The following is a 20,886-nucleotide window of genomic DNA, read 5'->3' on the forward strand; positions in this document are numbered from 1 at the left end:
TTTACGCCGTCACGACAATTCTGCAGCAGCACGCAGGATCAACTGGGTGACCTCGTGCGGGTGGGACGCCAAGGATGCATGGCCTGCGTCGAGTTCCTCGATCTCGCGGGCACCGATACGCTCTGCCATCCATCGCTCGGTTTCCGGCGGAATCATTCGGTCCTGCCCTGAAACCTGATACCAACTGGGCTTCCCACGCCATGCCGGCGGCCCTGATGGGTCCGAGAAGCACTGACCCGCAATGGGTTTCTGCGTCAGCGCCATGACCAATGCTTCGGTGTCGTCGAGATCCTGACTGAAACTCTCCTGAAACTTGTCCGGGGCGATCCACAAGAAGCCCTCGGCGTCCGGCGCGATGTTCGCCGCGCCCGCCGGCTGATCCGTGCGGGCGAAGATACTTCCCAGGCTGTCACCCTCGTCCGGCGCAAAGGCAGCGATATATACCAGTCCCACAACGTTTTCCGCATGACCCGCGCCTGTGATCACCGCGCCGCCGTACGAGTGTCCGACCAGCAGGGTCGGGCCGTCCATCGATTCGGCCAACTTCCTGGTCCGGTCCACGTCGTCGGCGAGCGAAGTAAGTGGATTCTGGACCGCAACCACTCGATGCCCGGCGTTGTGCAGGGCGGGTATGACGTGACGCCAATGAGAACCGTCTCCCCAGGCTCCATGCACCAGAACGATGTTTACCTTCTCGGTCATGACCAACTCCTCCAGATACGCAGTGCGACGAATACTCCGACGATCGGCAAGCCTTCGAAACCCAGACCTTGCCTGTTACCCACGTTAAGGGGATCCTGGATCAATAACCATGACCAGATTGCCAAGTTTTTGTGCAGAAACGCCGAATGCTCGAGACATCGGAGTGATCGATCCATGAGGACAACATCATCACAGCGGTACGTACCCACCACCGACGAGACTCGAACCCGGGACACCCTCTCGCACGTTCTCGAAGTCGTCCACCTTCGCGGTGATCAGATTCATCGCTGCGTCCACGGCGAGAACTTCACCGTGGAGGTACCCACGGGGGTGCGAGCACTTCACATTGCCGAGCACGGTGACATCGTGATCAGAACGCAGGGCAAAGCCCCGATCGAACTCGGCCCCGGGGAACTCGTACTGTTACCCCATGGGCTTGCTCATACGATCGAGAATGCGATGCCGATGCACACGAAAAACGAAACATGTTGGCTTTTCGGTACTTTCACACTCGACGACGTCGCAGCGCAGCGACTGCTGTCCGTTCTGCCGGACTTCGTCGAACTGCGCGCGACACAAGGAACCCCGGTCGAGTGGCTCGAGGTGAGCAGCCGACTGTTGGGCGCCGAGGTGGACGATCCGAAACCTGGTTCCTCCGTGATGGTTTCCCGGATTCTCGACCTTCTCTTCGTCCAGATCCTCAGAGCGTGGGCTCGAGCGGACGGATCGAACGGCGGATGGTTGACCGCAGCAATGGATCCACGAATCGGGCAGGCCCTCGAGGCCGTCCACAACGACCCGTCACGCAACTGGACCATCGACGAACTGGCGACGCTGTCCACCCTGTCGAGATCGTCTTTTGCGGAGCGCTTCTCGCGACTGGTCGGCCAGACGCCCGGCGCTTACATCACCGAGCGCCGACTCGACCGTGCCGCCGAACTACTCGTGCAAACCACCGAGCCGGTCGGAACCATTGCGATAACTGTCGGCTACGAATCCGATGCCGCGTTCAGCCGCGCCTTCCGTCGACGATTCGACGCCTCGCCGTTGAACTGGCGAAAGTCCAACTCCCACAATCACTGACGTCAGGTCGCAGCGATTACGCCTGCGACCGGGATCCGGCCGAGAACTGCAACGCGGAAGTCCACCATCGCGCGCTCCACGTGATTGGCGCTCGAGACCACAACCACGCCGGTCGCGCCTCGATCGGCGAGAATCCGCGCAGAGTTGATCGCATTCTCGACCGTCGACCACGAAGTTCCCTCTTCGGTGATCCGGCCCGGGTTGACGCCGTTGGCAACGAGCCATTCGCGCATCGCCCTGGCTTCCGTTACTCCGGCCTTCGGAGCCCCACCGCTTGTGATGATCGGAGACTGCGGGTACTGACGGGCCAGCTGGAGCGCCGCCTGAAGCCGGTCGACCAACATCGGACGCATCGTGCCGTCGTCGAAGAGGCCGGCACCCAAGACGACGATGTTCGTGCCCACGGGGTTGAGGTCGAGCAGCACGGGCGACTGGCGTGTCAGCGTCTCAGCACTCGTGCACGCGAGAATGAGAGACCGCACCGGTGTTTGGCAGCCGCCCACCGTCGACAGGATGCCGTTGACGACCGTCGTCGGAGTGATGTCGGCACTCGCTGTCGCCGGCGTCAATCCCACTCCGGCTGCGGCGATTACCGAAGCAGCAATCAATCCCTTCGTCAGAGACCTACGAACATTTGCCATGTAGCCGAACCCCCAGATTGTCGATTGTCCAGCCCACGGTAACGAACATTTCGTCGCGATTGCATCATTTGACTCAAATTTACTGTTCACTGACCGTCACACAGATTAAACATAAATATTGGGCAACAATTCGGGTTCGAAACCGTCATCTACCAGCATCTCGAATCGACGCGCCTGCCGCGTTACCGATCTGAGCTGCAGCATCCCCGAGCAGGTCGGCGACACTGAACGGCAACAATTCGTTGTTGCAGATCACGATGTTGCATCCGGGTGTTCCTGCTCGCCCCGTCCCGACCATCGTGTCGAAGATCAATTCGGGGTTCGCGAAGCCGACGAGCTGTGACGGATCGTCGATGAGCGGACCACCCGACCCATGCACGGGAGGCCCGACGTACGGCGGCGGTGGAACGTCCACGATCGAAGCGACGACAAGCCGCAAGAACTCCTGGAGATAGAGATCCCGAGGCGCGTTCTGCCACACCGGATGCGAAACATACTTGCTCACCGGCGCATTCACGGAGTAGAAGTCCTCGCCCGCGTTCACCCAGGTCAAGAAGCCGTACCCCCCATTGGACGGAGAGGGCGCGGACAACTCGTCGAGGTAGGCGGAGTCGATCAACGTCTGATCACGCCACGCGCCTCGTTGCACCATCAGCTGACCCAGTCTGGCCATGTCTCCCGGCCGGATTGCCAATCCGAGAATCAGGCACGTTCACAGAGAACCACAGACCCATCACGTTTGGGAAGAGTCCGCCTCCATTCCGAGCGCGCGACGCGCTCCCAGCGCCATGGTGACCTGTACAAGATCTTTCGGTGACGACAGGTCAAGTCCCGTCAGGGAACTCGCTTTACGCAGGCGGTACACGACCGTGTTCGGGTGTACGTGCAACTGCCGAGCGGTGGTAGCTCGATCGAATCCGGAGTCGATGAAAGATTCGAGCGTCTCGAGCACGGCAGGATCGGACTCCAACGGCGACAACACATCTGCGAGGATCGGCAGCGCAGCGCTCGGGCGGGTCAGTTGATACTCGACTGCAAGATCCTCGAGACGCACGACCCCACTTGTACGGCCGTACTTTCGGGCAACGTTCAGCACCTCGCGCGCCTGCGACACCGCTGCGGGAATTGCCGGCGGTGCCGCGACATGTACGGCGGCAACCGTCGATGCACCGATGACCTTCTCGAGATCACCCAATCGTCGACACAATGAAAGATACTGCGGACTTGACGCCCAGTTCCCCTCAACGGGTTCCGATTCCACAATAGGAATCAGTACGGCTCCGCCATTGCTCCCGAGCACCCCGAGCGCTTTGTCACGCCCCACCTGATCGAGCTCTCGTTGCAGGTGGCGCACCTTTCTCCGCTCGGCGACGGCAGTGTCCACCTCGGTCGAGGACTCGTCGTCATTCCGTTCGACGTGCAGCGCCACCACCCAGTACAGGCGCGCCAACCTGATGCCCACATCGTCGGAGACCCGATCAACATCGACACCCGTCGAAAGTGCTACGAACAATGACCTTCGCGCAGAATCCTCGTCCGTCTGGGTGGCGTGGTCGGAACCGTAGCCGGCAAGAACCGCCGACGCGGAGGCCGCGGTGTATGCATTCAAGAGTCGTCCGGTGCGGGCAAGTGCGACACCGTCTTCCGGGACCGCCCATTCGCTGATGGTCTCCCACCACAGCCCGGCAGCCAGGTGATATGCCCGCAGCACCTCACCGAGCGGAACCAATTCCTGAGCCCGTTGGCGAGCCGATTCGCTGATGTCGGCGAGCAACTCGGGCGTCAGATCGGCGCCGGTCCGCAGCATCGAAATGAACAGTTCCAGATTGCGCCTCACGATGGTGGTGACGTCGTTACGCAATGCCTCGTCAGGGAGCAACCGGTAGAAGGTGACGTCGCGGTGGACCAGATCGACTGTCTCAATGACCAGTGGATGGGTGCGTTGCGCCAGTCGGTCGGCCAGAGATCTGCCACCAACCAGGATCGGCTCGAACGGCAGATTTTTGTTTCCTGACACAAAACCCTCCACAGAATTGAATTGCCACCACAAGGCCGACCTGCCTTTTTCCTATCACTATGTAACCCACGCCACTCACGAATTCACAATCAGCGGCGTAACTGGAAGTCCCACCTTCGACCAAGAGGAGCCTCGAGTGACGTGGAAAACGCGCAGCGCAGCCATTCTGGCAGGCGTCGTGGCTGCCGGTTCGATCGCGGCTCTCGGGACCGGTGTGTCGAGTGCCGAGACACCGGTCAGCACTATCCAGTACGTCGCACTCGGCGATTCCGCGGCGGCCGGCCCACTGGTCACCGCGCAGGACTCGTCGTCACCGGGCTGTCTACGATCACTCGACAACTACCCGTCCGTGGTGGCGCGAGAACTCGGCGCTCAACTCACGGATATGACCTGCTCGTCGGCGCGATCCGCCAACGTCACGGACACCGCACAATCGACGTTCTCCGGTCAAGTATCACCGCAGGCAACAGCATTGGGGCCTGATACCGACCTCGTCACCATCACCATCGGTGCCAACGACATCTCGTTGTTCCCGACAGTTCTGAGTTGCGTCAATCCACTCCCCGAACCCGCCGGAACGTCCTGCCGTGACAAGTTCACCTCCGGTGGCGTCGATCAACAGCGACAAATGATCGAAAATGCGTCCACAGGTTGGAGTTCTATGATCGAAGTCGCGCAGGATCGAGCACCTTCGGCGCGCATCGTCGTGGTCGGATACGGAACATACATCCGTGGTGGCGGCTGCCCCGGCACTCAGCCGTTCTGGCCGCGCGACGCCGACTATCTCCAGAGTGTGATCGACTACGGCAACACGGTCATGGCAGCAACTGCGGCCCGTCACGGCGTCGAGTACATCGACATCACCGAAACCACTGCCGGACATGACATCTGCACGGACTCTGCCACTGCTTACTACACGGGAATCGTCCCTAGCCAGCCGGCGGTTCCACTGCATCCCACTGCGGCCGGGATGCAGGCGATCGGCAAAACCGTCGCCGACGCTCTGTCCTGAGCTTCTCCCCCAACACAATTCATTCAGCACTCGCGAAAAGGGTGGAACAATCATGTCAATTCAACGAGACGCTCCGCCGCTGCCGTCCGTCGACGGCGCCCCTGTCGGAACACGCGACAAACTTCTCGGCGGCACACTCGTCGCACTATTTCTCGCAAACATGCTCAACTTCTTCGACCGGGCGATCCCCTCGGTCGTTGCCGAGCCGATCAAGAACGAGTTTTCGCTCAGCGACTTGCAATTGGGATTGATCACCTCTGCATTCACCCTCGTCTACGCAGTCGCAGGACTGCCTCTGGGCCGGTTGGCCGACACGAAGAACCGTCCCAAGATCATCGGGATCGGACTCCTGGTGTGGAGCGGACTGACGGCAGCAACCGGTGCCGCCGGCAGCTATGTGCTGTTCATCCTCGCGCGTCTAGGCGTCGGTGTGGGCGAAGCGACCTTCACACCTGCAGCCAACTCGATGATCGGCGATATCTACCCGGCAGAACGACGCTCACGCGCACTTGGTGTCTTCATGCTCGGTTTGCCGATTGGCCTCATGCTCGCCTACTTCACCGTCGGCAAGATCGCCGAGGCATTCGACAGCTGGCGTGCACCGTTCTTCCTCGCGGCGATTCCCGGTGTCCTGCTGGCAGTCGTGCTCTACCGCATGGCAGATCCGGTTCGTGGTGGTTCCGAAAGTCCGGAGGCCCGCGCAGCCGCTGTTTCACAGGCACCGATCACCCGTCCGATCCGTCGTCTGCTCGCAATTCCCACGCTTCGTTGGCTCATCCTTGCCGGACTGACGTTCAACTTCGCCGCCTACGCAGTGAATTCGTTTGTCGTCCCGCTTCTGATGCGCCAGTACCACCTGAAACTGACTGCTGCGGCATCGGTCACCGGCATCATCGTCGGAATCACGGGCCTGATCGGATTGCTTCTCGGCGCTCGCTACGCTGACAAGGCCAGCGCACGCTCACCGCGCGCACGGTTGATGATCGGTGTCGGAACCTCGGCATTGGCGGCACCTTTGACGGCGCTGGCACTGTTGCAACACGGCGGGAACGTCGTGATGTTCACGCTCTTGTTCTCGGCCGGGTGGCTTCTGGCCTACGGCTTCTACATCAGCGTCTACCCCGCCATTCACGACGTCGTGGTTCCCAGGCTCCGCGGCACTGCGACGGCGCTGTTCTTCGCTGCCATGTACCTTCTCGGCGGATTCTCCGGACCGGTTGCCGTTGGAGCGATCTCGGACTGGTTCGCCAAGCGTGCACTTGCAGATGCAGGTACCGGGAAGTTGGCTCAGTACGCCGGCGACGGGTTGAACTCGGCCATGTATCTCGTGCCGATCATGTTGGCACTCACCGCGGTATTCATCTACCTGGCTACCCGCACTGTCGGCAAGGACTCCGCGCGCATGCAAGCGGAGCTGAGCCAGGCCTGACCGACAAGTTCACGGGCGGTGGCGGGACCCTGAGGCCCCGCCACCGCCGAGTTCAGTTGACCGTAATCGCCAGAGTCGACAACATGGACCGCAACATGTCCGGCAAGCGAGCGATCATTCGCTGCTCGGTTATCCGAACGGAGACGGGCGCGGCCAGCGTCGCTCGCCACAGTTCCGGTTGATTGTTCATCAGGTTGTTGTAGACCGGGAGCAGCTGACCGTTGATGTAGGTCCAACGACCGTCCCGGTCCGCCCAGTTGAAGTCCGGAAGCGGCGTTTGCACAACAGCATTGCCCACCTCGAACGAGAGCGGGTTCGACTCGCGTGGCGGCACGACGCCAGGCATCGACGGTGATGCGGCGAAGGTGGTCAGGTAGGTCAACGAGCGACCAACACTGCCGCGGTAGGCCTTCGCCTCGTCCCACTGATCACCCACCGACTGGTACTGCTCCCTTCGCAGCAGACGCACATTGCCGTCGAAGACCGATTCCGGTGTCCCCGAGGCAATGTTGTTCCACGCGATACGGGCGTTCTCGTCGAGCAGCCCTGCGCGATCGAGTTCGGCGATGCCGTCGACACCGTCGTGAACCCACGCCATGTGCATGGGAATCAGGTCCGAGAAGATGTGTTTGCTCATCGCAATCACTTTCCCCTGGAACCACATCACGTCCTCGGGGCGAATCTCGTGGCCTACCTTGAGAAGTGCCGCAATGTCCTCGGGGGCTCCCATCGACGATGCAACCGGCGCCCCGATGCGGTCGATCTCTCGCCACACCAGTGCCATCGCCTCGCTGATCGCTTGGACTTCCAGCACAACTCGCCCGTAGTCCAAGTCGAGGAGTCCACCGGCGAAAGCGGGCCCGACCATTCCTCCCATACCTGCCCACTGCAGTTCTCGATGCTCGAGCTGGAGTCGCTCGTAGAACTGGAAAGTGTTGGTGAGGTTTCCGAGATTCGCGTGCACACCGTCGAACGGAGTCCACGTAGCGAGATCGATACCTGCCGACTCCGTCCCGACCGCGAGCCAGTACTGCTTGAGCAGTGTCTGATAGCGATGCGGATCCACTCCCGAGGCTCGGGCGGTATCCACCAAAGACCGCAGGGTCGCGGAATCCGATGGCAGAGAAGGATGCAGACCGCCCGTGGCTTCGGCGTTTGCGTTCACTGCTTCCAGGTCGAGGTACCTGTCGAGCTCACCAGTACCCGCGGACGCCCTGCCTCCCAGTACGACGGCACCGCCGATACTTGCCGAAGCAACGAGAACCGTGCGCGCAAAATCCCTGCGCGTCAGAGACTTCCGCAAGCTCATCGCCCCTCGGCTTCGTCGAACGTCTTTGCCAGCCAGGCGATGTCCTGCATACCCAGCTGATCGGTCACCGTCTTGTACAGGTTGGTCACGTAATCGAGCGGCCCGCACTGCGACGGGAGCAGGTCCACGTTGCCGCCGTCTGCTCGATATGTCTGCGCCAATTGCTCTGCCTCACTGAAGGGAACGAGAAAGTCGTCCTCACAGGAAGAAATCAGAAGCTTGGAAGCCGGCGCCTGCTTTCCCAACGTGTTGTCCGCGTACGCCGCGGCCAGCGCAGGGATCGTTCGGGGCGAAGGGTTGGTGAGTAGGACGTCGAATGGAACGAATGGGAGTCCGAGGTAGAGCGCCTGGCAGGACGCGCGGAAGGCTGCGGCGACGTTGTGACCGATCGGAGTCAGATGATCGTCGAGCCGAACGTCGGGGTAGCCCGCGTCGAATCCGAGAATGCTCGAGAAGACGAATCCGGAACCGATCCCACCGGCCGCTGTTTCCTCGAACGTTGCGGGGTCGATCATCATCGCCTGAATGGCACTGGCCTGGACGTTCAGTTCCGGCGCATAATCATGGGCTTGTTCCGCGGCAAAGCCCGCTGCGACACCGCCTCCGGCGACACCGTAGATGCCGACAGGGGTGTCTGATTCGAGGCCGCCTTCCGGAAGCGCGAGTGCTGCCCGAACGCCGTCGAGCGTTGCCTTCCCTGAGAACTGTCCGATCGAGAACGGATGGGGAGCAGTGTCGCCGTCGTTGCCGACGTCGCTCATCATCACTGCCCAGCCGTGGCCGAACATCTGAGCCACCGGGCCGAGCGCCGAGAACATCGCCGGGTCGCTCTGATTGCCGCCGGTCCACTGGTGACTTGGTGCGCAGTTCACGCCGAGGCTGTCGTTCGCCTCGGCGTATCCGATGATCTTGCGATCACCTGGCGCAGTTCCGTCCTCGGGAATCATCAGAATTCCGGTGCTGATCACCTGCCGACCGAAGTGATCAGTGGTGGTGTACATGAGTTGGTGAGCCGAGACCACGTCGGGACGGACCTGGTAGACCTGCACGCTGACCGGACGCGCTTTGAGAAGTGTGCCGGGGGCGGTACCCGGCTCGATTTCAGGTTCGTCGAACCACGGATCATCGGACGAGAGCCCGAGTGGAGTCAATTCGGTGGAAATGTCAGCGCCTTGGAGTGCCTTCACGACCAACGGGTTGAACACGTCGGCCAACTCGACGGTCTCCTGCGCACCAGCCGGCGACCCCACCGCAAACAAGGCCACTGCCAGGGCCGATGCCGTTCCGGCGCGCCATGACCACCGTCGCCACGTCGAGTCAAACATCGTTCACGAGTTCCTTACTTTCGGGTAATGAGCACCCCTACACTCCCATTCACCTGCATTAACAGACAAGTCGGGCACCCATCCGTTGGCCGAAAACCTCGATCGGGCTTAGGCTGACGGCACCTGTCCGGCAAGTCTGGCGTGGGAGGTTTGTCTGTGAGTGCTCCGACCCGTGTATCGCGAGCTACCGGCGATTCACTCCAAGCTCGACCGCGGCCGTCCAACATCACGTGCAAGATTCTGATGGCCGTGACAGGACTGATCTTCGCCGCTTTCGTTCTCGTCCACATGATCGGAAACCTGAAGGTCTACACCGGTGCCGATCACTTCGACGACTACGCACACTGGCTACGAACGGTGTTCGAACCCTTCCTGCCCTACGAGGGACTTCTGTGGATTCTTCGCATCGTCTTGCTCGCGTCATTGGTCGCACACGTCTGGTGTGCCTGGCTGCTCACCGTCCGCGGACGCCGAGCTCGAGGAAAATTTCGACGTAAAGGTCTGGGAATCAAGTCCTTTACAGCGCGCACGATGCCCGTCACCGGAGCTGTGCTGCTGCTGTTCGTCTTTTTCCACATACTCGACCTCACGACCGGAACCCGACCTATCGGCAGCAGCGAGTACGAAGCGGCCACGCGCACACAGAGTTACGCATACGACAATCTGATTGCCAGCTTCGAGCGTCCGCTGGTGGCAGCGTTCTACATCGTCGCGATGGCTCTGCTGGCAATGCACCTCGCGCACGGACTCTGGAGCGCGGTCAACGATCTCGGCGTGACCGGCCAACGACTGCGCCAGATTGGCGTTGCACTCTCCGGAATCTTTGCGCTCGTCGTGATGGTCGGAAACATGTCGATCCCCATCGCGGTCATGACCGGCGCCATCTCGAAGACAGGAGCGTCATAAGTGAACAGCTTCGAACTCGACGATCTGCGCAGCATCGGGACACCGGTGGACGGTAAGGTCCCGGCCGGCGATCCGGCGACGGCCTGGCCCACTCGCAAACTCGACTACAAGCTCGTCAGCCCACTCAACCGGCGCAAGTTCACGGTCATCGTCGTCGGTACCGGCCTCGCCGGCGCGGCCTGCGCCGCCTCCCTCGGTGAACTGGGCTACCACGTCGAGTCCTTCACCTTCCACGATGCACCCCGCCGTGCACACAGTGTCGCCGCGCAAGGAGGCATCAACGCTGCTCGCGCTCGAAAAGTGGACAACGACAGTCTCGCCCGCTTCGTGAAGGACACCGTCAAGGGCGGTGATTTCCGGGGCCGTGAGGCCGACTGTTTCCGTCTCGCCGAAGAATCCGTACGCGTCATCGATCACATGAATGCCATCGGGGCACCGTTTGCTCGCGAGTACGGCGGCACTCTGGCCACCCGATCCTTCGGCGGCGTTCAGGTGTCGCGCACGTACTACACGCGCGGGCAGACAGGCCAGCAGTTGCAGATAGCGTCGTCGCAGGCACTGCAACGTCAGATCGCAGCCGGAACGGTCAACCTACACACCCGAACCGAGATGCTCGATCTCATCGTTTCGGACGGGCGAGCACAAGGGATAGTCACACGCGATCTCGTGACCGGTGAGATCGGCGCCACCACAGGCCATGCCGTCGTACTGGCATCCGGCGGCTACGGAACCGTATTCCACAAGTCCACACTTGCGAAGAATTCCAACGCCACGGCCGCCTGGCGAGCGCACCGACGCGGTGCGTTGATGGCTTCACCCTCGTTCATCCAATTCCATCCGACGGCACTTCCCGTCAACTCCGAGTGGCAGTCGAAAACCATTCTGATGAGCGAATCCCTGCGCAACGACGGCCGGATCTGGGTACCGGCCAAGCCCGGAGACGATCGTGAGCCCGGCGACATTCCCGAAAACGAACGCGACTACTACCTCGAGCGCAAATATCCGGCGTTCGGGAACCTCTCTCCCCGCGACGTCTCTTCACGGGCCGCCCGCGAGCAAATCGACTCCGGTCACGGCGTCGGCCCTCTGAAAAACAGTGTGTACCTGGATTTCCGCGATGCGTTGGCACGGCTCGGCCGCAAGACCATCGAGGAGCGATACGGAAATCTGTTCTCGATGTATCGCGACGCCACCAGCGAAGACCCCTATACGGTGCCGATGCGCATCGCCCCCGGAGCCCACTTCACCATGGGAGGACTGTGGAACGACTACGACCAGATGACCTCCATCCCCGGCTTGTTCGTCGGTGGTGAGGCAGGCTGGGGATACCACGGGGCCAACCGCCTCGGCGCCAATTCGTTGCTCTCGGCATGCGTCGACGGCTGGTTCACCCTCCCGTACGCGATTCCGAATTATCTTGCACCGCTACTCGGATCCACTCCACTCGAACTGTCCGATCCCGCTGTGACGTCGACGCTCACTGACGTGAGGGGTCGGGTGGACCTGCTGCTCTCGGTCGGCGGAACACACGGCCCCGACAGGTTCCATCGACAACTGGGCGAGATCCTCTATGCGGGTTGCGGTGTCACCCGAACGGCCGAGGGCTTGACCAAGGCGATCGCCGAAATCCGCGCACTGCGAACCGATTTCTGGTCGAACCTGCGAGTTGCCGGCAGCGGAAACCAGTTCAACCAGGAGTTGGAAAGGGCCGGCAGGGTAGCCGATTTCCTCGAGCTCGCCGAACTGATGTGCGTCGATGCTCTCGATCGTGACGAGTCCTGTGGAGCGCACTTTCGTGCCGAACATCAGACTCCCGACGGCGAAGCGCAGCGAAACGATCAGGACTGGTGCTTCGTCTCCGCGTGGGAAACCGCCCAGGACGGCAGACACGTTCGACACGACGAGCCGTTGTCCTTCACCGCTGTTCCACTGCAGACGAGGAACTACGTATGAAAATCACCGTGGACGTGTGGCGCCAATCCGGACCTGAGTCGTCCGGCGCATTCGACACCTACCAAATAGACGACGCGACGGTGGAGATGTCGCTGCTGGAGCTCCTCGACCGACTCAACGACCAACTCGTGGAAAGCGGCAACGAACCCATCGCCTTCGATTCCGACTGCCGAGAAGGGATCTGCGGGTCCTGTGGCATCACCGTCGATGACGTTCCCCATGGGCCGGTTGCGAACACTCCCACGTGCCGTCAGCACCTGCGCAGCTTCTCCGACGGTGACCGAATCAAACTGGAGCCATTCCGCTCCGCAGCCTTTCCAGTGGTCCGCGACCTCGTCGTCGATCGCTCTGCGCTCGACCGGGTGCTCGAAGCCGGTGGATACGTTTCGGTCAATGCAGGAACCGCGCCGGACGCAGACAGTCAGCCGCTCTCGCATCAAAGTGCCGAAGCTGCACTGGACTTCGCCGCGTGCATCGGCTGCGGCGCTTGCGTGGCAGCCTGCCCGAACGGTGCCGCGCACCTCTTCACCGGGTCCAAACTGACCCACCTGTCTCTCGTCACGCAGGGCCGCAACGAACGTGGCAAGCGGGCCCGAGCGATGTCGCACCAGATGGAGGCCGATTTCGGGCCGTGCTCGACCTACGGTGAATGTGCGCAGGTGTGTCCCGCGGAGATACCGCTGACCGCGATTGCCGCTGTCAACAAGGAATCGATGCGATTCGGATTGCGGCGCAAGGACAACTGATCGTCACCAGGCGCCGATCAGCTTCATCCACGCGCCGCCGATGATCGTCCAGATCAGGATGATCACGACGCTCATCACGAAACCGATTCGGAACCATTCCGAGGTCTTGATGTATCCGGAACCGTAGATCACTCCGGCCGGACCGGACGCGTAGTGCGAGATACCGCCGAACAGGCTGCCGATGGAGCCGAACACCAGGGCTGAGAACAGCGGCGGTGCACCGGTTGCCACCGCCGCGCCGAGAAACACCGCGTACATCGCGACGATCTGCGCGGTGTTCGACGCAAACAGATAGTGCGCGTAGAAGTACACCAAGGTCAGGATCGCAAAAGCCCAGATCCACGGCAAACCGTCGACGCTCGAGGAGACCTGGGTTCCGATCCACGAGATCACGCCGAGTTCTTCGAGATGGCTTGCCATACCGACCAGAACGGCAAAGAACACGAGCGTCTGCCACGCCCCGGTATCGTGGACCAGGTTGTTCCACGTCAGCACCTTGGTCACCAACAGGATGCCGATTCCGACAAACGCTGTTGTAGTGGCGTTGACGTTGAGCTGCGAGCCCAGGCACCAGAGCACCAGCAGCAGAACGAAGGTGGCGGCCATGATCTTCTCGTTGCGGCTGATCGGACCTGCCTTGCGCAGTTCCTCCCTGGCTTGCTCGGGTGCTTTCGGAGTCTTCAACATCGTGGGCGGGAAGATCTTCGACATCACCCACGGGATCGCGATGAGACTCGCAATTCCCGGAACCGATGCTGCCAGCGCCCATTTGCCCCACGAGATGTCGATGCCGATCTTGGCAGCCGCATCGACGGCGACGGGGTTACCCGCCATGGCGGTGATGAACATCGCGGAGGTCACGACGTTGACTTGCAGCGACGTGAGCAGCAGATATGCTCCGAGCTTCTTGCGAGAGTCCTCGGGCTCGGGATTGGAGTCCTCCAACTTGCTCAGCGAGACGATGATCGGATAGACGACGCCACCAGCGCGGGCGGTGTTCGACGGCGTCGCCGGAGCAAGTATCAAGTCCGTCAACGCCATTCCGTAGGACAAACCGAGGCTCGACTTGCCGAGCTTGGTCACGAACATGAGTGCAACCCGTTTGCCGAGTCCGGTGACCAGGAAGCCCTCGGCAATGAAGAACGATGCGACGATCAGCCAGATCGTGGTGTTACTGAAGCCGGACAACGCTTCCGTCGGCGTCTCGGTCTGGGTGATCATGGCGATCGACAGGCCTACCAGCGCCACAGAACCCGTCGGCAGAGGCTGCAAGATCAACGCCACGATGGTGCCGACGAAGATTCCGAGCATGTGCATGCCCTTGGGATCCACACCGTCCGGAACAGGCATGAAATAGATGATCAGGCCGAGGATGACGGGCACCGCAGCCGGGTAGTACCGCCTGAGCACCGATTGTTTCGACGGCTCCGCCGGCGGTGTCGTCTCAGAAAAAGACTCAGTGCTTTCGGATTTGGCCTCGGACATTTGCATCTCCTCGACTTGTCGCCCCAGGTGATCGCCCCAGATGATTGTCCCCCAAACATCAGGTTTTCGTGCGGTCAATCCAAGTTCGAGAGAAATTGCCCGGAAGTACAGTCGTCCTTACGAGGCGCTGTCTCGCACCGACGCTTCAGTGGGAGAATGCCCATCTCTCGCAAAAGATTGTGCCAATCGATCAACAGAGGCGCCGGCGTGCTGCACGCTTGAATCTCGGAGAGTTGTTCAACCTGCTTCTGCGAAAGGTATTCGTCGGCACGATGTTTGGGTCAGGACTGCGCGGATTGCCGATCTCGACCGGATCTTCGCGCGTGATGTGATCCAATTCCGAAGCATGTCAGCCGACAGACAGACCCACGAACCGAGAAGATTCGTATCGGGCCGACGACTGGTTGCGCCATCTATTGTCGGGAGTGTGACGGAATCCGACGCCCACGAGGACTCGACCGACTCCACTGAATCGGCAGTGGCCGATCACCCGAGAAAACGTCCACTGTGGCGTGAGATTCTGATCCTCGTTGTCGTCGCACTTGTCCTGAGTGTTGTCATTCAGAACTTCGTCGGACGCATCTTTCTGATCCCGTCGGAGTCCATGGAACCGACACTTCACGGATGCACCGGCTGCACGGGAGACAAGATCCTCGTCGACAGAATCAGCTATCGATTCGGGGATCCGCAACCTGGGGATGTGGTCGTGTTCAAGGGACCCGAGTCCTGGAACGACGAGTACAAATCCATTCGATCCGACAATTCGATTGTTCGCGCATTTCAGGGACTCGGGTCCATCGTCGGCTTGGTCCCGCCGGACGAAAACGACCTCGTGAAGCGGGTAGTCGCGGTCGGTGGCCAAACCGTACAGTGCCTGTCCGAGGAAGAGGGGCTTCGAGTGAACGGCAAGCCGCTGACCGAGCCGTACATCGACAAGCGCATTCCGGGCAACGGTACCTCTTGCCAAGGAAGGTATTTCGGGCCGGTCACGGTTCCCGACGGGAACCTGTGGGTGATGGGCGACAACCGCGCCCATTCGAAGGATTCACGTTTCCATCTCGATGACGAACACAGTGGAACGGTGCCGATCGACAATGTCATCGGCAAGGTTCAATTGATCGTCCTTCCCTTCTCACGGTGGGGAACTGTGAGCTCGTTCGATCCGCAGTGACAGATCGAATCAACCAGGCGGCCTGCATCTTCGGACGGCACAGTCGACATGGATCCGCTTTCGGACGATCATCGAGCGCATCTGTTGCCGAAGGTAGGAGAACCACATGCGCGCTCGACGCATCACCGCCAATCTCAAAGTCGCCGATATCGGAACCGCCAAGAGCTTCTACTCCGACTTTCTCGGCCTGAGCACCGAAGAGTTCAACATGGGGTGGGTCGCTCGCTACACCTCTCCCGACACCGGCGCGAACGTACAGCTCGTCACGCACGACGCCACTGCGGCCGAGGACTCCGTCATCTCAGTCCACACGGACGACATCGACGGCGCCTACGAAGAGGCCCGCAGGCTCGGCTACGAAATCGTGCACCCCATAACGACCGAAGAGTGGGGTGTTCGCCGATTCCTCGTCCGGGCACCCGATGGCAACGTCGTCAACATCGTGCGACACCGGGACTGAGCAGCGGAAAGAACCCCATTCGACGTTTTAGGTCATTTGACCTAGAGTTACGTGCATGACCGATTCATTGCAGTATTCAGCCGACGGCCCGATCCTCGTGGCCGGCGGATACGGAACCGTGGGCAGCGCCCTGACTGCGTTGCTCGCCCCCGACTTCCCACTACTCCTCACCGGACGCACCCCCGAGCGAGGCAACGAACTGGCCGGCCGTCACGGCGCTTCCGTCCGCCGCTGGGACCTCCTCGACCCGACACCCTTCGACGCGTCCGTACGCGCGGTCGTGTCGACGGTCAACGATCCCCACGATCGTGTCTTGTCCGCCGCCGTCGAGGCCGGCATTCCGTACGTGGACATCACCCGCTGGACAACCCGCGTCGCTCGCGCCGCCACTCTGGCGGGTCAGAAGTCGCCGAGCGCACCGGTGTACCTGTCGTCCGGATGGATGGGCGGAGTCACCAATATCGTCGCCGCAGCGCTGGCCGAGGAACTGGGTGGCGCGAGCACGATCGACGTCTCGATTCGCTACGACGTCAACGACATTGCCGGGCTGGACTCCGTCGACTTCATCGATCGGCTCGGGCAGGATTTCGAGGTGATGCAGCAAGGAAACCCGATCACCGTCAGCCCGTTGACGGATACACGCTGGGTCGACTTCCCCGGATCGCGCACCAAGGTCGGAAGAATCGACACTCCGGAACAATTCACGTTCCCCATGACCTTGGGCGCCGAAACTGCCAGCACTCGAATAGGTTTCAGTTCGAATGCATCCACAACTGCGCTGCTCGCCGCCAAGAAGGTGGGTCTGTTCCGTTGGGGTCGCGGCGACCGCTTCACACCGCTACGACGCGGACTCCTGTACTCGCCGGGCAAGGGCGGGAGCGCGCAAGTACGCATCGATGTCACCGGCCCGAGCGGCACGACAAGCGCGACAATCGTCGACCGGCAGGGCCAGGCTCACCTCACCGCGGTGGGCGGCGCGTTGGCCGTCAGACGAGCCTTGGCCGACGATGCCCGGCCTGGAGTCACTTTCCCCGAATCGCTTCCGAACCCTCGCCGCACCGTCTCCGAGTTGGAGAGCTTCGGGGTGGCAGTATTGCGACCATGACCCTCTCCAAGGGCGCCGCCCGTGCGGCAGCACTTCTCGACGCAGCAGAACAGGTCCTCACTACTCAGGGCAATGCCAACTCGGCAATGCGCGATTTCGCAGCCGCGGCCGGAGTGCGGGTAGGACATCTGCAGCACTACTACCCCACCCGTGCAGATCTGATACGCGCAGTGATGTCACGTGCATTGACCCGCTCACTGGATCGCCTTGCCGTCGTCCCCGATACGGATCAGAGCCTCTCCCGCGAGGAATCCGAACACTTCATCGGAGTCCTGCTCGGAGAACAGGACGACCAGGCCACGGTGCGTCTGTACGTCGAAGTATGGGCCATTGCAGCGGCGGACCAAGAAGTCGCGGTCGTGCTTCGAGACTTCTACGCCCAGTACATCGCACACGTAGAGCGCGCAGTCGCGTGTGCACAACCGGAGCTGGATGCGGCGGAACTTGGCGCGACAGCGCAGACCATCGTGAGCCTGCTCGAGGGTTCCGCAATTCTCCGATCGGGAATCACCGGCCGAAAGTCCGAGGCTTCGGACCGAAAGCTCGTGGACACACTGCAGTACCTGATTCACGGGTCCTGACTCGGACGTATCGTAAAGCCCATGAGCGTTGCAAACGAATGGAGCCGAATCGAAGCGTGGTGCCGTACAAACGCACCGGTGACGGCTGCAGCGTTTCAACCAGGACTCGGTGACGCCGTTATCGAGGAATTCGAAGCCTCGACCGGCGTCACGTGGCCCCAGGAACTTCGCGACCTGTATCGGGTCCACAACGGCAGCCTGACCCACGACGACCGGACCGGCCTCTTTCTCGGCAGCGTGCTCCCGGACAAGTTCTTCTACCCCATAGACGTCGCAACCGAAGTTCGTCTCACTCTGCTCGAAACGTGGGACGAGACGATCTACGAGAATCCAGACCTCTACGCCGAGGACGAGATGGATCGACACGATCAACGCGACGCAGGCACTGCCGCAACCATGTTCATCCCCTCGTTCGTTCCCTTTGCCGGACTGGACGAGTACCACTACTTCGTGGACACCCGTAGCGGCGCACTCCACCATTGTGTGACCGAGTATGCCTCGGACGCCACTGACAACGGCGGTCCGATCTGGGCGTCCATCTCGGTAATGCTGGCCGCCCATGCCGTAGCGCTGGAAACAGGATCAACGATCGGAGTGTGGAAACCCGTTGTCAGCAAGGGTGTTCTGGAATGGGAAGTCGACGCATGACACCCAAGCAGGATCCGACCCGTCGCACCCTCGCCGACGGGCGTCAGATCTTCTACTTCGACGATGCCGGCAGTGCCCGCGCCCACTCTGCGCGAGATTCCCGCGAATTGCCGGCTCTCGACCACTCGTCTCGGATGAGATTCGACGTTCTCACCGGGGAGTGGATCACCATGGCTTCGCATCGCATGACACGGACACATCTCCCCTCCGCCGCCGAATGTCCATTGTGCCCGACCGACGAAACACGCACGCCCACAGAGATACCCGACGGAGACTACGACGTCGCGGTGTTCGAGAATCGGTTTCCGAGCTTTGCCGCGGCGCCTGAGGAAGCCATTGACAGTCCCGGAGACGGTGTGGGCGATCGCCCAGCGGCCGGCCACTGCGAAGTGATGTGCTTCTCGAGCGATCACACGGCGGCCGTCGCCAAGCTTCCACTCGAACGCATGCGCACGATTGTGGGTGCCTGGATTTCTCGGACCGAAGAGTTGTCGGCGGATCCGCTTGTGGAACAAGTGTTCTGCTTCGAGAACCGCGGCGAAGAAATCGGGGTGACACTCACCCATCCACACGGACAGATCTACGCATACCCGTATGTCACGCCGCGCACCCGATCGATGCTGACGCAGGCGCACAAACACTTCGAGCGCACCGGTCGCTCACTACTCGCCGATGTTCTGGCGTTCGAGCGCGAGGACAAGGCCCGGTTGATCTACGACGGCGATCACTGGAGCGCCTACGTCCCGACCGCCGCACGATGGCCCATCGAGATTCACCTGGCACCGCACCGAGACGTCCCGGACCTTCCCTCGCTGAACGACCAAGAGCGCGAAGAGCTTGCGGTCGTCTACCAAGATCTCCTACGCCGTATCGATCGCTTCTATCCGGGCGTCGACCGGGTACCGTACATCGCGGCCTGGCACCAAGCTCCCGTCCGCATCAACCGACCTCTGGGCCGACTGCATCTTCAGCTGTTCTCGATCTTGCGCGCACCGGGCAAACTCAAATACCTCGCCGGGTCCGAGTCCGCCATGGGCGCCTGGGTGAACGACACCGTTCCCGAGGCAGTCTCGGCCCGCCTACGGGAGTTGAAATAGTGGATACGGTCTCGAACAATTCTGTGCTCCAACAGTTTCACGCCACCTACGGCTATCCGGCAACCGGAGTGTGGGCGGCACCCGGTCGAGTCAACCTGATCGGTGAACACACGGACTACAACGGTGGATTGTGCCTACCGGTCGCTCTCGAGCAGCGAACACTGGTTGCCGTCGCACTGCGCAGCGACGGGGTCGTCCGCGTGCACAGTCGGCAATCCGCCGAGACGTACACCGGGCCCGTCGGCGACATCGCCACAGGGTGGGCCGCCTACCCCACAGCCGTTCTGTGGTCTCTTGCGCGCAGAGGCCTCCCGACCGAAGGAATCGATCTTGCCGTCGACTCGTCGGTACCGGTCGGGGCCGGGCTGTCGAGCTCCGCTGCCCTCACCTGTTCGGTTGCGTTGGCCGTCAACGAACTTCATGATTCACCTTTCGCCCGCGATGAGCTGGTACAGGTGTGCATCCAGGCGGAGAACGACGGCGTCGGCGCACCGACCGGAGGAATGGATCAAACCATTGCCCTCTTTGCTCAGCCCTCGACTGCGCTCCTGCTGGACTGTCTGGACGGATCCACCGAACCCATACCTTTCGAACTCCACGGTGCAGGGTACGAACTGATCGTCATCGACACCCGGGTCAAACACTCGCTCGCAGACGGACAGTACGGAATGCGGCGCTCTCAATGCGTCGCTGCAGCAGCAGCTCTCGGCGTCGGCAGCTTGCGAGAGGCTACAGCAGACCAGGCCGAGACAGTGCGAGACCCGATCCTCCGGGCGCGGGCACGGCACGTCGTGACCGAGATCGAGAGGACGCGGAAGACCGCAGAACTTCTGCGCAGCAGCAGATTCAGTGACGTCGGCGAGCTGTTCGACAACTCGCACGCCTCGTTGCGCGACGACTTCGAGGTCTCGTGCGATGAACTCGACGTCGCCGTTGCCGCAGCACGACGCGGCGGCGCGATCGGTGCGCGGATGACCGGCGGCGGATTCGGAGGCTCGGCCATCGCGCTGGTTCCGGAAGGAAGCGGAGCGGAGGTCATCGCGTCGGTGAGCCGCGACTTTGCGGCGCGAGGTTGGCGAGCACCACACTTTCTCGGCGTCGTTGCCGGGGGTTCGGCCGCCCGTCTCTGAGCGAACGGCACGTTCAGCGCACTGGAGGCGCCGAACGTACCGTTCGCCCTGGTTGGGGCACCTCGAGATCCCCCTCACATAAATAG

The 20,886-nt window shown here is 61.6% G+C and carries 21 protein-coding genes; 13 read left to right on the top strand and 8 right to left on the bottom strand.

Annotated features, from left to right (window positions below):
* Window positions 1–9 precede the first annotated feature (9 nt).
* Window positions 10–702, bottom strand: a complete 693-nt coding sequence (locus ACVZUB_RS27295) for an alpha/beta hydrolase (RefSeq protein WP_099697143.1) — start codon at window positions 700–702, stop codon at window positions 10–12.
* A gap of 189 nt (window positions 703–891) precedes the next feature.
* Window positions 892–1,059 (bottom strand): hypothetical protein, encoded by a 168-nt coding sequence (locus ACVZUB_RS27300; protein ID WP_231783601.1) that lies wholly within the window; start codon window positions 1,057–1,059, stop codon window positions 892–894.
* On the opposite strand from ACVZUB_RS27300, the gene ACVZUB_RS27305 reads away from it, so the two are divergent.
* Window positions 982–1,785: an AraC family transcriptional regulator gene (locus ACVZUB_RS27305; protein WP_238704705.1), complete on the top strand. Its 804-nt coding sequence runs from the start codon at window positions 982–984 to the stop codon at window positions 1,783–1,785. The two genes, ACVZUB_RS27300 and ACVZUB_RS27305, sit on opposite strands and share 78 nt — an antisense overlap.
* Before the next feature lie 2 nt (window positions 1,786–1,787).
* On the opposite strand, the gene ACVZUB_RS27310 is transcribed toward ACVZUB_RS27305, so the two are convergent.
* From ACVZUB_RS27310 to ACVZUB_RS27320, 3 genes are read right to left on the bottom strand one after another with little or no spacing between them, the layout of a single operon-like run.
* On the bottom strand, window positions 1,788–2,516 hold the full coding sequence (locus ACVZUB_RS27310) for a YdcF family protein (protein ID WP_054781017.1): 729 nt from the start codon (window positions 2,514–2,516) through the stop codon (window positions 1,788–1,790).
* Window positions 2,517–2,571: 55 nt separating this feature from the next.
* The gene (locus ACVZUB_RS27315; protein ID WP_054781016.1) at window positions 2,572–3,099 is read right to left on the bottom strand and encodes a hypothetical protein; all 528 of its coding nucleotides are present in this window, start codon (window positions 3,097–3,099) and stop codon (window positions 2,572–2,574) included.
* Window positions 3,100–3,159: 60 nt separating this feature from the next.
* Window positions 3,160–4,443 (bottom strand): PucR family transcriptional regulator, encoded by a 1,284-nt coding sequence (locus tag ACVZUB_RS27320; RefSeq protein WP_218695701.1) that lies wholly within the window; start codon window positions 4,441–4,443, stop codon window positions 3,160–3,162.
* Window positions 4,444–4,579: 136 nt separating this feature from the next.
* On the opposite strand from ACVZUB_RS27320, the gene ACVZUB_RS27325 reads away from it, so the two are divergent.
* Both ACVZUB_RS27325 and ACVZUB_RS27330 read left to right on the top strand, forming a co-directional pair.
* Window positions 4,580–5,455 carry an SGNH/GDSL hydrolase family protein gene (locus tag ACVZUB_RS27325; protein WP_218695700.1) on the top strand — a complete coding sequence of 292 codons (876 nt, stop codon included), beginning with the start codon at window positions 4,580–4,582 and terminating at the stop codon, window positions 5,453–5,455.
* Between the two features lie 52 nt (window positions 5,456–5,507).
* Window positions 5,508–6,884: a spinster family MFS transporter gene (locus ACVZUB_RS27330; RefSeq protein WP_003942962.1), complete on the top strand. Its 1,377-nt coding sequence runs from the start codon at window positions 5,508–5,510 to the stop codon at window positions 6,882–6,884.
* 52 nt (window positions 6,885–6,936) lie between these two features.
* On the opposite strand, the gene ACVZUB_RS27335 is transcribed toward ACVZUB_RS27330, so the two are convergent.
* Window positions 6,937–8,193 (bottom strand): Tat pathway signal protein, encoded by a 1,257-nt coding sequence (locus ACVZUB_RS27335; protein WP_218695699.1) that lies wholly within the window; start codon window positions 8,191–8,193, stop codon window positions 6,937–6,939.
* Window positions 8,190–9,518 (bottom strand): lipase family protein, encoded by a 1,329-nt coding sequence (locus ACVZUB_RS27340; RefSeq protein WP_482627929.1) that lies wholly within the window; start codon window positions 9,516–9,518, stop codon window positions 8,190–8,192. Before ACVZUB_RS27340 ends, ACVZUB_RS27335 begins: the two co-directional genes overlap by 4 nt.
* A gap of 156 nt (window positions 9,519–9,674) precedes the next feature.
* On the opposite strand from ACVZUB_RS27340, the gene ACVZUB_RS27345 reads away from it, so the two are divergent.
* The 3 genes from ACVZUB_RS27345 to ACVZUB_RS27355 are packed head-to-tail and all read left to right on the top strand — an operon-like array spanning window position 9,675 to window position 13,123.
* Window positions 9,675–10,424 carry a succinate dehydrogenase cytochrome b subunit gene (locus ACVZUB_RS27345; protein WP_166502754.1) on the top strand — a complete coding sequence of 250 codons (750 nt, stop codon included), beginning with the start codon at window positions 9,675–9,677 and terminating at the stop codon, window positions 10,422–10,424.
* On the top strand, window positions 10,425–12,377 hold the full coding sequence (locus tag ACVZUB_RS27350; protein ID WP_007730764.1) for a fumarate reductase/succinate dehydrogenase flavoprotein subunit: 1,953 nt from the start codon (window positions 10,425–10,427) through the stop codon (window positions 12,375–12,377). It begins immediately after the preceding gene.
* Window positions 12,374–13,123 carry a succinate dehydrogenase/fumarate reductase iron-sulfur subunit gene (locus ACVZUB_RS27355; protein WP_042921559.1) on the top strand — a complete coding sequence of 250 codons (750 nt, stop codon included), beginning with the start codon at window positions 12,374–12,376 and terminating at the stop codon, window positions 13,121–13,123. Before ACVZUB_RS27350 ends, ACVZUB_RS27355 begins: the two co-directional genes overlap by 4 nt.
* A 3-nt stretch (window positions 13,124–13,126) precedes the next feature.
* On the opposite strand, the gene ACVZUB_RS27360 is transcribed toward ACVZUB_RS27355, so the two are convergent.
* Window positions 13,127–14,608 carry an anion permease gene (locus ACVZUB_RS27360; protein ID WP_482627930.1) on the bottom strand — a complete coding sequence of 494 codons (1,482 nt, stop codon included), beginning with the start codon at window positions 14,606–14,608 and terminating at the stop codon, window positions 13,127–13,129.
* A 427-nt stretch (window positions 14,609–15,035) separates the two neighbouring features.
* Between ACVZUB_RS27360 and lepB the strand changes: the two genes are divergently transcribed.
* The 7 genes from lepB (at window position 15,036) to galK (ending at window position 20,800) form a co-directional block, all read left to right on the top strand.
* On the top strand, window positions 15,036–15,779 hold the full coding sequence (gene lepB, locus ACVZUB_RS27365; protein WP_003942848.1) for a signal peptidase I: 744 nt from the start codon (window positions 15,036–15,038) through the stop codon (window positions 15,777–15,779).
* Window positions 15,780–15,885: 106 nt separating this feature from the next.
* A complete protein-coding gene (locus ACVZUB_RS27370; protein WP_030536066.1) occupies window positions 15,886–16,239 on the top strand; it encodes a glyoxalase superfamily protein in 354 nt (117 codons plus the stop codon).
* A gap of 55 nt (window positions 16,240–16,294) precedes the next feature.
* The gene (locus ACVZUB_RS27375) at window positions 16,295–17,344 is read left to right on the top strand and encodes a saccharopine dehydrogenase family protein (protein WP_058038337.1); all 1,050 of its coding nucleotides are present in this window, start codon (window positions 16,295–16,297) and stop codon (window positions 17,342–17,344) included.
* The gene (locus ACVZUB_RS27380; RefSeq protein ID WP_003943180.1) at window positions 17,341–17,925 is read left to right on the top strand and encodes a TetR family transcriptional regulator; all 585 of its coding nucleotides are present in this window, start codon (window positions 17,341–17,343) and stop codon (window positions 17,923–17,925) included. The genes ACVZUB_RS27375 and ACVZUB_RS27380 overlap by 4 nt, the downstream gene beginning before the upstream one ends.
* 21 nt (window positions 17,926–17,946) lie before the next feature.
* A complete protein-coding gene (locus ACVZUB_RS27385; RefSeq protein WP_054187516.1) occupies window positions 17,947–18,573 on the top strand; it encodes an SMI1/KNR4 family protein in 627 nt (208 codons plus the stop codon).
* Window positions 18,570–19,670: a galactose-1-phosphate uridylyltransferase gene (galT, locus tag ACVZUB_RS27390; protein WP_482627931.1), complete on the top strand. Its 1,101-nt coding sequence runs from the start codon at window positions 18,570–18,572 to the stop codon at window positions 19,668–19,670. Before ACVZUB_RS27385 ends, galT begins: the two co-directional genes overlap by 4 nt.
* Window positions 19,670–20,800 carry a galactokinase gene (gene galK / locus ACVZUB_RS27395; RefSeq protein ID WP_230359167.1) on the top strand — a complete coding sequence of 377 codons (1,131 nt, stop codon included), beginning with the start codon at window positions 19,670–19,672 and terminating at the stop codon, window positions 20,798–20,800. Before galT ends, galK begins: the two co-directional genes overlap by 1 nt.
* The last annotated feature ends 86 nt before the right edge of the window (window positions 20,801–20,886 follow it).

It is taken from the genome of Rhodococcus sp. OS5, from assembly GCF_056837585.1.